This is a genomic window from Pseudomonas sp. LBUM1655 (assembly GCF_059716085.1).
In genome coordinates this window covers 4,708,431-4,721,315 of the sequence record NZ_CP166801.1, presented here as the reverse complement: position 1 = coordinate 4,721,315, position 12,885 = coordinate 4,708,431, and the positions used below count along the sequence as shown (strand labels likewise).

Annotated in this window: 14 protein-coding genes and 1 pseudogene; 9 read left to right on the top strand and 6 right to left on the bottom strand. The window is 57.9% G+C overall.

What is annotated here, in order from left to right:
- Positions 1-2: 2 nt before the first annotated feature.
- The 4 genes and pseudogenes from ACA074_RS21140 to ACA074_RS21125 all read left to right on the top strand — a co-directional run bounded on the left by ACA074_RS21140 (position 3) and on the right by ACA074_RS21125 (position 3,403).
- Positions 3-530 (top strand): sigma-70 family RNA polymerase sigma factor, encoded by a 528-nt coding sequence (locus ACA074_RS21140; RefSeq protein ID WP_401267971.1) that lies wholly within the window; start codon positions 3-5, stop codon positions 528-530.
- Positions 527-1,540: an ABC transporter substrate-binding protein gene (locus ACA074_RS21135; protein ID WP_401267974.1), complete on the top strand. Its 1,014-nt coding sequence runs from the start codon at positions 527-529 to the stop codon at positions 1,538-1,540. The genes ACA074_RS21140 and ACA074_RS21135 overlap by 4 nt, the downstream gene beginning before the upstream one ends.
- 543 nt (positions 1,541-2,083) lie before the next feature.
- Positions 2,084-2,860: pseudogene (locus ACA074_RS21130) on the top strand (PAS domain-containing protein); the annotation flags it as partial.
- A 3-nt stretch (positions 2,861-2,863) separates the two neighbouring features.
- Positions 2,864-3,403 (top strand): methyl-accepting chemotaxis protein, encoded by a 540-nt coding sequence (locus ACA074_RS21125; protein ID WP_489884248.1) that lies wholly within the window; start codon positions 2,864-2,866, stop codon positions 3,401-3,403.
- A gap of 73 nt (positions 3,404-3,476) precedes the next feature.
- On the opposite strand, the gene ACA074_RS21120 is transcribed toward ACA074_RS21125, so the two are convergent.
- From ACA074_RS21120 to ACA074_RS21105, 4 genes are all read right to left on the bottom strand, one after another.
- Complete coding sequence (locus tag ACA074_RS21120) at positions 3,477-3,905, bottom strand: hypothetical protein (RefSeq protein WP_497677738.1); 429 nt, start codon at positions 3,903-3,905, stop codon at positions 3,477-3,479.
- A gap of 75 nt (positions 3,906-3,980) precedes the next feature.
- The gene (locus ACA074_RS21115) at positions 3,981-4,388 is read right to left on the bottom strand and encodes a DUF6252 domain-containing protein (RefSeq protein ID WP_497677737.1); all 408 of its coding nucleotides are present in this window, start codon (positions 4,386-4,388) and stop codon (positions 3,981-3,983) included.
- A 179-nt stretch (positions 4,389-4,567) separates the two neighbouring features.
- Positions 4,568-5,125 (bottom strand): hypothetical protein, encoded by a 558-nt coding sequence (locus ACA074_RS21110; protein ID WP_497657963.1) that lies wholly within the window; start codon positions 5,123-5,125, stop codon positions 4,568-4,570.
- 262 nt (positions 5,126-5,387) lie between these two features.
- A complete protein-coding gene (locus tag ACA074_RS21105) occupies positions 5,388-5,828 on the bottom strand; it encodes a PACE efflux transporter (RefSeq protein ID WP_497677736.1) in 441 nt (146 codons plus the stop codon).
- 121 nt (positions 5,829-5,949) lie between these two features.
- On the opposite strand from ACA074_RS21105, the gene ACA074_RS21100 reads away from it, so the two are divergent.
- A complete protein-coding gene (locus ACA074_RS21100; protein WP_497657961.1) occupies positions 5,950-6,822 on the top strand; it encodes a LysR family transcriptional regulator in 873 nt (290 codons plus the stop codon).
- A gap of 55 nt (positions 6,823-6,877) precedes the next feature.
- Here the strand turns inward: ACA074_RS21100 and gntR are convergent, their stop codons facing one another.
- Positions 6,878-7,909 carry an HTH-type transcriptional regulator GntR gene (gene gntR, locus ACA074_RS21095; RefSeq protein ID WP_489878910.1) on the bottom strand — a complete coding sequence of 344 codons (1,032 nt, stop codon included), beginning with the start codon at positions 7,907-7,909 and terminating at the stop codon, positions 6,878-6,880.
- 216 nt (positions 7,910-8,125) lie between these two features.
- On the opposite strand from gntR, the gene ACA074_RS21090 reads away from it, so the two are divergent.
- Entirely contained in the window at positions 8,126-8,659 is a 534-nt protein-coding gene (locus ACA074_RS21090; RefSeq protein WP_187679336.1) for a gluconokinase, read from the top strand.
- Positions 8,660-8,741: 82 nt separating this feature from the next.
- On the top strand, positions 8,742-10,094 hold the full coding sequence (locus tag ACA074_RS21085) for a GntP family permease (RefSeq protein ID WP_187679335.1): 1,353 nt from the start codon (positions 8,742-8,744) through the stop codon (positions 10,092-10,094).
- 62 nt (positions 10,095-10,156) lie between these two features.
- On the opposite strand, the gene alaC is transcribed toward ACA074_RS21085, so the two are convergent.
- Positions 10,157-11,374 (bottom strand): alanine transaminase, encoded by a 1,218-nt coding sequence (gene alaC, locus ACA074_RS21080; protein WP_489878911.1) that lies wholly within the window; start codon positions 11,372-11,374, stop codon positions 10,157-10,159.
- Between the two features lie 139 nt (positions 11,375-11,513).
- On the opposite strand from alaC, the gene ACA074_RS21075 reads away from it, so the two are divergent.
- Both ACA074_RS21075 and ACA074_RS21070 read left to right on the top strand, forming a co-directional pair.
- Positions 11,514-12,176: a LysE family translocator gene (locus ACA074_RS21075; RefSeq protein ID WP_311882642.1), complete on the top strand. Its 663-nt coding sequence runs from the start codon at positions 11,514-11,516 to the stop codon at positions 12,174-12,176.
- Positions 12,177-12,244: 68 nt separating this feature from the next.
- Positions 12,245-12,739, top strand: coding sequence for a GyrI-like domain-containing protein (locus tag ACA074_RS21070; protein WP_401267995.1), 495 nt, complete (start codon positions 12,245-12,247; stop codon positions 12,737-12,739).
- The last annotated feature ends 146 nt before the right edge of the window (positions 12,740-12,885 follow it).

Genomic DNA, 12,885 nt, shown 5'->3' with positions numbered 1-12,885 from the left:
CTATGTCCGGCGCCGACGTATCCCATCGCAATCACTTGGACGGCCTCTTCCGCAGCCATTACCACTGGCTTTGCACGTACCTGCGCCGTCATTTGCACGATGCGGCAAGCGTGGAAGACATCGCCGCCGAAACCTTCGTGCAATTGCTCGAAGCGACCGGCCTGACCGCGCTCCGTGAACCCCGAGCCTTGCTCACCACCATCGCGCAGCGTCTGCTTTATCAGCGCTGGCGCCGCGCGGATCTCGAGCGTCAGCACCGACAGCAGATTGATGTGGAGTACGCCACCTCGCCCGAAGACATCGCGCAACTGACGCAAACCCTGAGCCGTCTCGACCGCAGCCTGCAACGGTTGCCGGGCAAAGTCCGCTCGACCTTCCTGCTCGCGCGCATCGACGGCCTGACCTACCCGCAAATCGCTGCCGAGCTAGGCATCTCCCAGCGCTCGGTCAGCGTGTACATGACCCGTTCCCAGGCGCTGTGCGATCGCCACAGCGCCAACCAACTCCTACAAGACAAGAGGTCTGCATGAGATCGATCAAAACCCTGCTCGGCGGTTCAATACTGGCGTTGAGCCTGAGTGTCGGCGCGGTCTCGGCGGCGGAGAAAACCGCACCGATCCACTTCGGTGACATCACTTGGGAAAGTGGCAGTTTCATCACTGAAGTGCTGCGCCTGATTGTCGAGAAAGGCTATGGCTATTCGACCGATACGCTGCCGGGTAGCACCGTCAGCCTAGAAGCGGCGCTGGCAAAGAATGACATTCAGGTGATCGGCGAAGAGTGGGCGGGGCGCAGTCCAGCGTGGGTCAAAGCGGCCGCCGAAGGCAAAGTGTTTGGCCTCGGTGATACGGTCAAAGGTGCCACCGAAGGCTGGTGGGTGCCGGAATACGTGATCAAGGGTGATCCGGAACGCGGCATCAAACCTCTGGCGCCGGAACTGAAATCGGTAGCCGATCTGCCGCGCTACAAAGACGTGTTCCGCGATCCCGAAGACCCGAGCCGAGGGCGCTTTCTGAACAGCCCGACCGGCTGGACGTCAGAGATCGTCAACAGCCAGAAGCTCAAGGCGTATGCGCTGAATGACAGCTTCGTCAATTTTCGCACCGGCTCCGGCGCGGCGCTGGATGCCGAAGTGGCATCGTCGATTCGTCGGGGTAAGCCGGTGCTGTTCTACTACTGGTCGCCGACGCCGCTGCTCGGACGCTTCAAACTGGTGAAGCTCGAGGAGCCGCCGTTTGATGCCGAAGCCTGGAAGACCCTCGCCGATGCCAATAACCCGAATCCCAAGGGCACCCGCTCGATGCCGGCAAGCCTGGCGATTGGCGTATCGGCGCCGTTCAAGGCGCAGTATCCGGAACTGGTGACGTTCTTTGAGAAAGTCGATTTGCCGATTGATCTGCTCAACCAGACGCTGGCGGGGATGAGTGAAAAACGCCAGCAACCGCGGGCGGTGGCCGAGGCGTTTTTGCGCGATCAGCCGCAGGTCTGGAAACTTTGGGTGCCCGCAGAAGTGGCTACCAAGGTGAGCTCCCACCTCTAATCCGTCTGCCAACCCCCTGTAGGCGCTGCCGCAGGCTGAGATCTTTTGACTTTGTTTTTCAAGAACAAGATCAAAAGATCGCAGCCTGCGGCAGCGCGTACAGGGGCTTCTTTGTTTCTGGCTGAACCGTTTCTTGTGCAAAAAGTGCCAGATACTGGCCGACTAGTGGCCTTGCGCTAGGCTTTGCGATGGCTATGCTGACACCTAACTAACCATGTCGACCGTAATGTCACTGTCGGTCGGTTAGTCCGTGATTCATGCTGCCAGAGTGCGCAACCCGAGGCACCGACACTGAACCAACAAGGAGCGTCGTTTAAATGGAAGTTCTTCAACACGTTAGGGCTGGCCCGCGTGCGGGCTATCAAGAGAAGGATGTCTTGATTAGAACGTCGCTGCATGGACGCTCCGATTAATCATCATTTGTCACCTGACAACTTCCTCCTGTGGAGGAGTGCGTGTGCCTGTTCTTCGGAACGTAGTGGTGGATTCTGAAAGACCTGAACTTTCATCAAATCAAAAATCCGCGCGGAAGGTGATACAACCATGTTCAACCTACATCACAAGGCTGACCTGCAGGAAATCGAGCGATTCAGCTGTGCCCTGACCGAGGCCAACGCCAAGCTGGATGCGATCAGCCGTTCAATGGCAATGATCGAGTTCACGCCCGAGGGCATCGTTCTGGATGCCAACGAAAACTTCTGCAAGACCATGGGTTATGGCGCCGAGGAAGTTCGCGGCAAGCATCATCGAATCTTTTGTGAAGAAGCGTTTTACCGCAGCGAGGAGTACGCCAAATTGTGGCGCGATCTGGCCCGTGGCGAACCCATCGGCGGAACGTTTCTGCGTCTGAACAAGAGTGGCAAAGAGGTCTGGCTCGAAGCCAGTTACATGCCGGTGTATGGCCCGGACAAGCAAGTCAGAAGTGTGATCAAAGTCGCCGCCGACATTACCGTGCGGATCAACAAGGAACACGAAGAGGAAAGCATGCTGGCGGCGATCGGCCGCTCCATGGCGGTGATTGAGTTCACTCCGGAAGGCAATGTGATTACTGCCAACGAAAACTTCCTGAAGACCATGCAGTACTCGCTCAACGAAATCGTCGGCCACCACCACAGTCTGTTTTGCCATCGCGCCGATGCCGAATCAGGGCAGTACAAAGCATTCTGGGCCTCACTCAATCGCGGCGAATATCACTCGCACCGTTTCGAACGCAAGAACAAGTCCGGGCAGATGGTGTATCTGGAAGCCTCGTATAACCCCCTGTTCGATGCCAAGGGCCGGTTGTACAAAGTGGTGAAGTTCGCCAGTGATATCACCCATCAGATGACCACCCTGCAAAACGCCGCGGAATCGGCCCACAGCACATCGGTACAAAACGACGCCTGCGCGCAAAAAGGCTCACTGGTTGTGCAGCAAACGGTGCAGATCATTCAGGACATTTCCCGCGATCTCAACGAAGCGGCGGTGAGCATCGATGCGGTCAGCAAGCAGTCGGACATCATTGGCACCATCGTTCAGACCATTCGCGGCATCGCCGATCAGACCAACCTGCTGGCGCTCAACGCCGCCATCGAAGCAGCGCGGGCCGGTGAGCATGGACGCGGCTTTGCCGTGGTCGCCGATGAGGTGCGCAGTTTGGCGGCCCGCACCAGTCAGGCAACCCTGGAAATTGTCGAGGTGGTGCGCAAGAACCACGACTTGTCGTTGAGCGCCGTGTCGAGCATGCAATCGAGTCTGAGCCGCACCGGGCTCGGGGTGGAACTGGCGAACGAGGCGGGGGAGGTGATCCTGGAAATTCAACAGGGCTCGCGGCATGTGGTGGATGCGATCAGCCAGTTCAATGAGACGTTGCAGTTGAATTGATGATGTCAGGGCAACTGCCTCTCGAACTTGAGGGGCAGTTGTTGATCGGCGCATGGAAGGCGTAGCACCGGGTCTATTCTGACAAATCGAAGTCTCCACTGATTTCTGCAGACTGTTTCCCGTCTTGTGATCGGGCGGTGAACTTGAGACGGCCTTTTGCAGTTTTTTTGTCCAGGTCTACTTCTTCGATTGTGACCTCACCACCTTCAACCAGTGAAGACCAGGAACTACCCACAAAATGTTTTGGGTTGTAGTTACCACCGACAATGTCTGATTCGAAGGCGTAGGTTGTGTTGGCCTCGATCTTTTTAGAAATATAGAAATCTGCTCCCTGCGAGGTGATGTCGTCGGTGGCGTTCCCGGCCACGTAAAGTTGTTTAGACTCCAGAACCATCACGAGACGGTTGGTCTTAACCAACACTTCCCCTTCGTTGTTCTCATTCACGTACAAGCTGAATTGCCCTGTGGCTTTGCTGGATTTGCTTTTGATGTCTTCGTTCACGATCTTTCTTCCTTGCCAGTCAGAGTCAGGAAACCGCCCACATTGTTGCGAGATCCATTGCGTGCTCGCTCGAGTCTACTGCTGGAGCGAAAACGTCCCGGTAATTGCTGCAGTGTTCTGCGGATCCTGCTTGTCGACGGCGGTGAACTTAAAGCTGCCTTTTGCGAATTTCTTTACGAAGTCGACCTCGTCCAGAGTGATCTCGCCCCCTTCTTGAATGGCACTCCAGCTGTCGCCGGTTTTCGGGTTATAGAAGGCTGTGGCTTTCGCGCTTCTCAACGTATAGGTGCCCGGTTCAATCTTCTCGGAGATCACAAACTCGCTGCCCCATGGTGGTGGGGGGGTGGAGCTGTCGAACCCACCTGCGAGCAATCTGTTTGGCTCGACCGAGAAATGGAGCAGGTCGGTAGGAACAGAGACCTCGGGGCCATTGTTTTCCTTTACTTTCAAGCTGAACAGTCCGACGGCTTTAGTGTTGCTCATGATTTATCTTCCTTGCCGGTTATCGAGAGAATCACACACTGCGTAATTGCAGCCATGGTTCTTCGAAATGGAAAGGGCGTCTACTGTCAGAAATTACAGGTAGAGGGAGATGTGCGACGAACGGTTCGCAAGCCAAAAAAGAGTCCCGAATGGAGACTCTATTTTGAGCGTTTTTTACTTCAAAGCGCAGCGAGAAACTTGTCGGCCAGTTTGTCGCTGTCCTTGACGTCGTTGACGTTCTCTTTCTCCGACTGCGCCAGTTGCATCTTGTCCTGCAAGCGCTGGGCGATCTCTTTGCCGATGGCCAGTTGTTTCTCCGGCGGCATGTTCTTGATGTCTTCTTCGGTGATGCCCAAGTCCTTGAGGATACTGTCGCGCAGACGCTGTTCCGGCGTCTTGCTCATGTAGTCCTTGAACTCGTCGGTGGCGGAACCGGTGGCTTTGGTCGCATCCGAAGTATCGGTGGTTTGCAGGCCGACACGGGTCTTGGCGAACGCTTCGTCGACGTTGTCGCTGATGCGCGTGGCTTCGCTGACTTGCTGAGTGGCAATCTGCGTGGCCGAGTCCTGCACCTTGGCGGTGGCTTCGCTGTTTTGCGTCTGCACCTGGTTTTGCAGCGTTTGCAACATCGCGCCGTGCAGGCCGCCTTGCAGACCGGCAGCCGCTGTGGCGGTCGCGTCTTCTGCCAACCGCTTGGGCAGCGGCAGCATTTCCATTTGTTTGGCACTGACCAACATGATGAATTGACCTGTAGTTATGACTGACCGCCATACAGGAGCAATTACCGTGCCTGACCAATAAAGCCTTTTATTTCAGAGAGTTGTTGGATTCAGGCGATTGAGAAAACGGTCATCCTTTGCCGATGAGCGGCAGTGGGTGACCGCCAAGCGTCAGCGATGGGCAATCCTCTCCAGCGCCAGATTCGTGTGCACGGCCAGTGCGGCGAATCGGGCAGACGCTTGCGCGGCCACCCGATAAACCAAATTACGAATTAGCGATTTATGCCGCAGCGGCAGAATCCGGCAGCGCCGAGGCCGGCAAGCCGAATACCCCATCAAACAGCCAGTTGAAGGCAAACGTATAGCAAGGGATGAAGATGATTAGCGCCAGATCCAGCAGAAACGCCTGTACCAGGCTGATGTTCATCCACCACGCGATTAACGGAATCAGGAACACGATCAACGTCAGTTGAAAACCGACGGCATGGGCGATGCGTCGCTTGACTGTGCGGGTACGCGACTTCTGCCGACTTTCCCAGTGTTCAAACAGCGAGGTGTAGATGAAATTCCAGGTCACGGCGATGGTGGTGATGATCACCGCCAATGGCCCGGTGCTGCCCGGCGAGGTGCCGGACAACAAGGCCAGACCAAGGGCGGAGAAGGTCATGCCGATTACTTCGTAGAGCGACACATAGACCAGTTTGCGTTTGACGCCTTGCATGCAGATTTGCCTCTTATTTCAGATTCGATGGCCAGCGGGACTGGCGGAGGCGGCGAAAGATAGCTTCAATAGAGCTGACAGAAAAAGTCAGTAGCTTTCAGTTTTATTGATAGGTGGGGAATTGAACTTCAACAGCGACAGCATCGAACTGTTTCTCGCCGTGATCGAGCGCGGCTCCTTTTCCGCCGCCGCCCGGGCGTTGGGCAAAGTCCCGTCGGCGGTGAGTATGGGCATCGGCAACCTTGAGGCCGAACTGGGTTATCAACTGTTCGACCGTAGCCATCGCGAACCGCAACCGACGGCGATGGCGATGTCGCTGGTGCCTCACGCGCGGTTGATCGCCGAACAGCTCAAGCAACTGCAAGTACACGCGGTGGAATTGTCGCTGGGGCTGGAGAGCAAATTGTCGATCGGCGTGGTGGCGGACATTGATCGCCGACGTTTGCTGGCGGCAATCAAGGTGATCGCCGAGCGTCATCCACTGCTCGACATCGAAGTGCTGACCGCGCCGCAGGATGACGTGCTGGCGATGTTGCACAGCGGTCGGGTCAGTGTGTGCCTGGCGTTCGCCGGACTGAGCGTGAACGTGCTCGAGCGTTTTCAGTTTGTCGGCAACGAACGAATGATCGCCACGCTGGCGGCGGACAGTCCGTTGTTGCAGGGCCAGGATCTGTTTCTTGAAGACCTGGTGCATGTGCGGCAAATTTTTGTCGCCAGCCGTGATTTGCCGATCAGCGAGACCCGGCCATTGGTGGCTGAGTCCTGTTGGCGAACCGACAGTCTGGAAACGGCGATGGAGATGGTCGAGGCGGGATTGGGCTGGGGCAACTTTCCGTTGTCGGTGGTGCAGTCGCGGCTGGATTCGGGGCGCCTGAAACGCCTGAATTTCCGCAACATCGAAAACGGCCTGGTGTTGCCGGTGCATGCGGTGTGGCTCAAGAGCCAGCCGTTGCAGAAGGGCGCGTTGGCGCTGGTCGAGTTACTCGGCCACTGACCCAATGATCGTTCCCACGCTCTGCGTGGGAATGATCAGCAAGGGAAGGGTGGTGTCAGGTACTTTCGCGGATCTTCAGTTCGAAGCCCATGTCTTCCACTGGCCGCGCAACGCTGTTGCCCGCCATCAAGGTCAACATCTGCTCCGCCGCCCGCCGGCCAATCGCCTCTCGCGGCGTATTGATGCTGCTCAGACGCGGCACCATGTGCTCGGACATTGGCAAGTCGTTGAAGCCCAGAATCGCCACTTGCTCGGGAATCTTGATGCCATTGCGCAGCGCCTCAAGCAAAGCACCCTGCGCCAAGTCGTCGTTACCAAAGAAGATCGCATCGACATCCGGATGCGCTGCCAGCAATTGCAGAAACAACTCCCCGCCCAAGCCAACAGAGGAGGAGCGCGGGGTCAGCACTTCCAGATCCGGATCGTAGCGCCCGGCCTTCTGCAACGCTTTGCGGAAACCTTCGCCACGCAGCAAAGTGCGCTGATCGAGCTGTGCGCCGATGTACGCCAGACGCTTGCGCCCACGAGAGAGCAAATGCTCGGCGGCAGTTTCACCAGCGCTGAGCTGCGAGAAGCCGACGCAGTTCACGCCAGCGGCGCTGTCCAGTTCCATCATGTACACGCAGGGGATGTTGCTCGCTTCGATCATCCGCCGCGAACTTTCAGTGCGATCAAACCCGGTCAGCAGAAAGCCACGCGGCTGATAGGCCATGTAGTTGCGCAGCAGTTTTTCTTCTTCATCGCGCGAGTAGTGGAAGTTGCCGATCAGCACTTCGAAGCCCTTGGGCGTCAACACCCGATGAATGGCTTCCAGCGTGTCGATGAACAACAGGTTGGATAACGAAGGCACCAAAACCACCACCGAATGGCTCTGGGCAGAGGCCAGGGCACGGGCGGCGGGGTTGACCACGTAGTTGAGTTCGAGCGCAGCTTTCTGGACTTTCTCCACCAGCTCAGTGGCCACGGTGCTGACGCCGCGCAAGGCGCGGGAGGCGGTAATCGGGCTGACGCCGGCCAGGCGGGCAACTTCATTGAGGGTGGGACGGCCGGTGGTGCGGGTATTTTTATCGTTTTTAGAGGTGGTCATCGGGCGGCTTGCCAAACAAAAATCAAGGCACTAAGGTAGCGCTGTCCTGATGCAGCTGCAAATGCGTAAGCGAGGTCCTGCCTGATCTTCGCTTTTTGGCGTTGGGAACAAACCTGCTGCAACCCAAAAAAACGACAAGAAGGCGTCGGCAACTTCTACCTGTGCACTAGAGTCATAGCTAGCAAAGGTAGCGCTGTCTGCGCGCTGAGGTGTTATATGAGTCATCCCATCACCGCCCTGGTCATCATGGGCGTTGCCGGTTGCGGCAAGACGTGCGTCAGCGAGGCCCTGTGCCAATTGAGCGGCGCCACTGCCATTGAAGGCGATACTTTTCATCCGGCCGCGAACATCGAAAAGATGAGCGCGGGGATCCCCCTGAACGACGACGACCGCGCCGGCTGGCTCGACAGCCTGTGCGATGAATTGCGTCGTGTCGATGCCTCGGGCCAGCGCCCGGTGCTGACCTGCTCGGCCCTCAAACACAGTTACCGCGAAGTGCTGCGCAGTGCCTTGCCGGGCCTGGGCTTCGTGTTCCTGGAACTGACGCCTGAAGTGGCCGCCGAGCGTGTATCCCACCGCCCGGGCCATTTCATGCCGGCCACGTTGATCGAAAGCCAGTTCGCCACCCTCGAATCGCCCAAGGGCGAGCCGTTGACCCTGGCGTTGAATGCATCGATCCACAGTGTTGAAGAACTGGCTGAACAAGCTCACGTCTGGTGGCAGGCCAACGGCCTGAAACAGGCGGTATGAGTGTGTCCATGCAGATAGCGCTGTCCTCACGACTTCTGATTAACCCGCTTTAATAACAACAACAAACCAGGAGACACCCCCAATGTTTGGCATGTCCCACGACGCCTACCTGCTGCTTGATGCAGTGGTCACGGTGATCGGACTCATCATCCTGATCACCAAGTTCAAGATTCACCCGTTCATTGCCCTGACCATCGCCGCCGCGTTCCTCGGCCTGACGTCCGGCATGCCGATCGGCACCATCATCAAGGCGTTCCAGGACGGCTTTGGTGGCGTGCTGGGTTTCGTCGGCATCATCCTCGCGCTGGGCACCATGCTCGGCAAAATGATGGCCGAGTCGGGCGGGGCAGACCAGATTGCCCAAACCCTGATCCGCGCGTTCGGTAAAGACAAAGTCCAGTGGGCAATGATGTTCGCCGCGTTCCTGGTGGGCATTCCGCTGTTCTTTGAAATCGGCTTTGTATTGCTGATTCCGCTGGTGTTCATCGTTGCCCGCCGCACCGGCGTGTCGATCATCAAGATCGGTATCCCGCTGCTCGCCGGCCTGTCCGCCGTGCACGGTCTGGTGCCACCGCACCCGGGTCCGCTGCTGGCCATCGGCGTGTTCGGCGCTGATATCGGCAAGACCATCCTGTACGGTCTGATCGTTGCGCTGCCGACCGCCATCATTGCCGGTCCGATCTTCGGTACGTTCATCGCCAAGCACATTCCGGGTCACCCGAATCAGGAACTGGTCGATCAACTGGCCCGCGAAAACGATTCCGCCGTTCTGCCGAGCTTCAGCATCACCCTGATCACTGTGCTGCTGCCGGTGTTCCTGATGCTGCTGAAAACCTTTGCTGACGTGGCGCTGCCGGACGGTAACTTCTTCCGTACCTGGATGGACATGATCGGTCACCCGATCTCGGCACTGCTGCTGGCGTTGCTGCTGTCGCTGTACACCTTTGGCTACAAACAGGGCATTGGCTCCAACCAAATGCTCAAGTGGCTTGATGCGAGCCTGGCGCCAACCGCGGCGATCATCCTGATCATCGGTGCTGGCGGCGGCTTCAAGCAGATGCTGGTGACCAGCGGCGTGGGCGACGTGATCGGCCACATGGCGGTCAGCGCGCAAATCTCGCCGATCCTGCTGGCGTGGCTGGTAGCGGCGGTGATTCGTATCGCCACCGGTTCGGCGACTGTGGCGACCATCACTGGCGCAGGCATTGTGGTGCCGGTGGTGGGGATGATTCCGGGCGTCAACCGTGAGCTTCTGGTGCTGGCCACCGGTGCCGGTTCGTTGATCCTGTCCCACGTCAACGACGCCGGTTTCTGGCTGGTGAAGCAATACTTCAACATGACCGTGGCCGAGACGTTCAAGACCTGGACCGCGATGGAAACCATCCTCTCCATCGTCGCGCTGGGCTTTATCCTGCTGCTGTCGCTGTTCGTTTAAGCGACTTTTTGCAGACACAAAAAAACCGCAGCGATGCGGTTTTTTTGTGGGTGGATCGTTCCTCAGGTAGTCGTTTTCGGCGCCAAGCCATCCGCCCGGAACATCCCGCGAATGCCGCGTACAGCCTGACGAATCCGGTCCTGGTTTTCGATCAGCGCGAAGCGCACATGATCGTCGCCATACTCACCGAATCCCACGCCCGGCGAGACGCAGACCTTGGCTTCGGCCAGCAGCTTCTTGGCGAACTCCAGCGAGCCCAAGTGCGCGTATGCCTCGGGAATCTTTGCCCAGACATACATCGACGCTTTCGGATTCTCGACCATCCAGCCCAGCTCATGCAGGCCTTTGACCAGCACATTACGCCGCTGGCGGTACTGCTCGGCGATGTCGCGCACGCACTGCTGATCGCCTTCCAGCGCAGCAATCGCTGCCACTTGCAGCGGGGTGAACGTGCCGTAGTCGTGGTAACTCTTGATCCGCGCCAGAGCGTTGACCAGTTCTGGATTGCCGACCATGAAGCCGATACGCCAACCGGCCATGTTGTAACTTTTCGACAGGGTGAAAAACTCTACGGCGATGTCCTTGGCGCCCGGCACCTGCATGATCGACGGGGCTTTCCAGCCGTCGTAGACGATGTCGGCGTACGCCAGGTCGTGGATCACCAGCACGTCGTATTGCTTGGCGAGGGCGATTACCCGTTCGAAGAAATCCAGCTCCACGCACTGCGCGGTCGGGTTGGACGGGAAGCCGAGGATCATCATTTTCGGCTTGGGGATCGAACCGCGAATCGCCCGCTCAAGCTCGGCGAAGAAATCCACACCGGGCACCAGCGGCACCGAACGCACCTGAGCGCCAGCAATCACCGCGCCGTAGATATGAATCGGGTAGCTCGGGTTCGGCACCAGTACGGTGTCGCCCTGATCCAGCGTGGCCAGCATCAAATGCGCCAGGCCTTCCTTGGAACCGATGGTGACGATGGCCTCGCTTTCCGGGTCGATATCGACCTCGTAGCGTTGCTTGTACCAGTTGGAAATCGCCCGGCGCAGGCGCGGAATGCCCTTGGACGTGGAATAACCATGGGTGTCTTCGCGTTGAGCAACTTGTACGAGTTTTTCGACAATGTGCGGCGGCGTAGCGCCGTCGGGGTTGCCCATGCTCAAGTCGATGATGTCTTCACCGCGGCGCCTGGCGGCCATCTTCAGCTCGGCGGTGATGTTGAAAACGTAAGGGGGGAGTCGATCTATGCGCGCAAAGCGGCGCGGCGAACCTTGTTCGGCCATTGTTGCCTCGGATAACGTAAGCGCCCGGAACCGTCCGAGCGACGCTGGTCACTGCGGTGACCTGTTGGCGAAGATAAGGGCAGTGATGGCAGACTGTCCAGTCTGTGCGTAAACAAATTTTTCCCAAGGAAATCGGTAGATGGAATTCACCAGCGGCTTCTTGCTGAGCCTTTCGCTGTGCCTGGACATCGGCGTCGCCAACATCGCAATGATCACTTTGGCGATGCAGCGCGGTTACTTTCAAGGCTTCGCGCTGGGCCTTGGCACTTGTGTCGGCGACTTGATTTACGCGGTGCTGGCGCTGGCCGGGATGACCGTTCTGCTGCAATACGAAACCGTGCGCTGGGTGCTGTGGATCGGCGGTTCGGCGCTGCTGATCTACTTTGCCGCGAAGATGATTTATTCGGCGATTCACCACGAAGCGCTGCTGGCTGAAACCGCCGAAGTGGGGCACAACTCCCATCGCAAGGAGTTCTTTCGCGGGATCTTCCTGGCCATGTCCTCGCCCAGTGCAATTCTGTGGTTCGCCGCAGTCGGTGGCACGCTGATCGCCCGTTCCGGTGGCGGTGGCCCAGTCAGTTCGGCGCTGTTCCTCGGTGGTTTTCTCTGCGCCGGGCTGCTGTGGTCAGCCGGTTTGTGCTTCGCCGCGAGCCACGGAGGCAAGCTGCTGGGCGACAAGCTGTTGCGCTACTCCTATATGGCATCTGCGGCGATCTTCTGCTATTTCGCGGTTTACGTGATCGTATCCGGCTACAACGAGTTTGTCGGCTCCGGTGCCGTCGAGCAGCTGCACGCACTGTAATCGTGCGAATCGGCATGGGCTTTCTATACTCACCAGCCGAACCCCTTTTTTGTTCCAGGAGTCGAGTCATGGATGAGCAAACACGCGTCGAAGTGGCTGAACCTCGCTTCGAACATGGACACTTTCTGCTGATAGCAGGTTTTCGCGGTCGATTTACCCAAGAGACAGCCAAGGATATCCCGGCGCTGTGGGAAAAATTCCTGCCGCACCTGGGGCGCATTCCTGGCCAAAAAGGCGAAGTGACCTACGGGGTCTGCTGCAATTTCGACGGCAAGGGTGGCTTCGATTACATCGCCGGGGTGGAAATAAGCAAGCTCGATGATCTGGATCAGAAGTTGTATCAATGGGTCGAAGTGTTACCCCGCCAGTACGCGGTGTTCGAACATACAGGGCCACTCGACCAGTTGCCGCAGACCCTGCAGTACATCTACAAAACCTGGCTGCCGAGCTCTCACTATGTGGAGCTGAACGCCCCGGAGCTGGAGCGCTACAGTGCGGACTTCAATCCGAAACTGCATACCGGCAAGCTGGAAATCTGCGTACCGGTCGACAGCAAATCCTGAGCCGACAACGCTGAGGCGGATCACTGATCCGCCTCTTGTTTTCAACGCTGTTTACGGCGCGCCCGCATCAGGTCGATGCCCAGGGTGATAAAGCCGAATGTACTGATGCCCAACACCATCAACAGGCCAATCTCAACGCTGCTCAT

Bases quoted from the DNA above. Each gene is read 5' to 3' on its own strand.
- ACA074_RS21140 (WP_401267971.1), top strand. From the start codon at position 3: ATGTCCGGCGCCGACGTATCCCATCGCAATCACTTGGACGGCCTCTTC.
- ACA074_RS21135 (WP_401267974.1), top strand. From the start codon at position 527: ATGAGATCGATCAAAACCCTGCTCGGCGGTTCAATACTGGCGTTGAGC.
- ACA074_RS21125 (WP_489884248.1), top strand. From the start codon at position 2,864: ATGACCACCCTGCAAAACGCCGCGGAATCGGCCCACAGCACATCGGTA.
- ACA074_RS21115 (WP_497677737.1), bottom strand. From the start codon at position 4,388: ATGAGCAACACTAAAGCCGTCGGACTGTTCAGCTTGAAAGTAAAGGAA.
- ACA074_RS21110 (WP_497657963.1), bottom strand. From the start codon at position 5,125: ATGTTGGTCAGTGCCAAACAAATGGAAATGCTGCCGCTGCCCAAGCGG.
- ACA074_RS21105 (WP_497677736.1), bottom strand. From the start codon at position 5,828: ATGCAAGGCGTCAAACGCAAACTGGTCTATGTGTCGCTCTACGAAGTA.
- gntR (WP_489878910.1), bottom strand. From the start codon at position 7,909: ATGACCACCTCTAAAAACGATAAAAATACCCGCACCACCGGCCGTCCC.
- ACA074_RS21090 (WP_187679336.1), top strand. From the start codon at position 8,126: ATGAGTCATCCCATCACCGCCCTGGTCATCATGGGCGTTGCCGGTTGC.
- ACA074_RS21085 (WP_187679335.1), top strand. From the start codon at position 8,742: ATGTTTGGCATGTCCCACGACGCCTACCTGCTGCTTGATGCAGTGGTC.
- alaC (WP_489878911.1), bottom strand. From the start codon at position 11,374: ATGGCCGAACAAGGTTCGCCGCGCCGCTTTGCGCGCATAGATCGACTC.
- ACA074_RS21075 (WP_311882642.1), top strand. From the start codon at position 11,514: ATGGAATTCACCAGCGGCTTCTTGCTGAGCCTTTCGCTGTGCCTGGAC.
- ACA074_RS21070 (WP_401267995.1), top strand. From the start codon at position 12,245: ATGGATGAGCAAACACGCGTCGAAGTGGCTGAACCTCGCTTCGAACAT.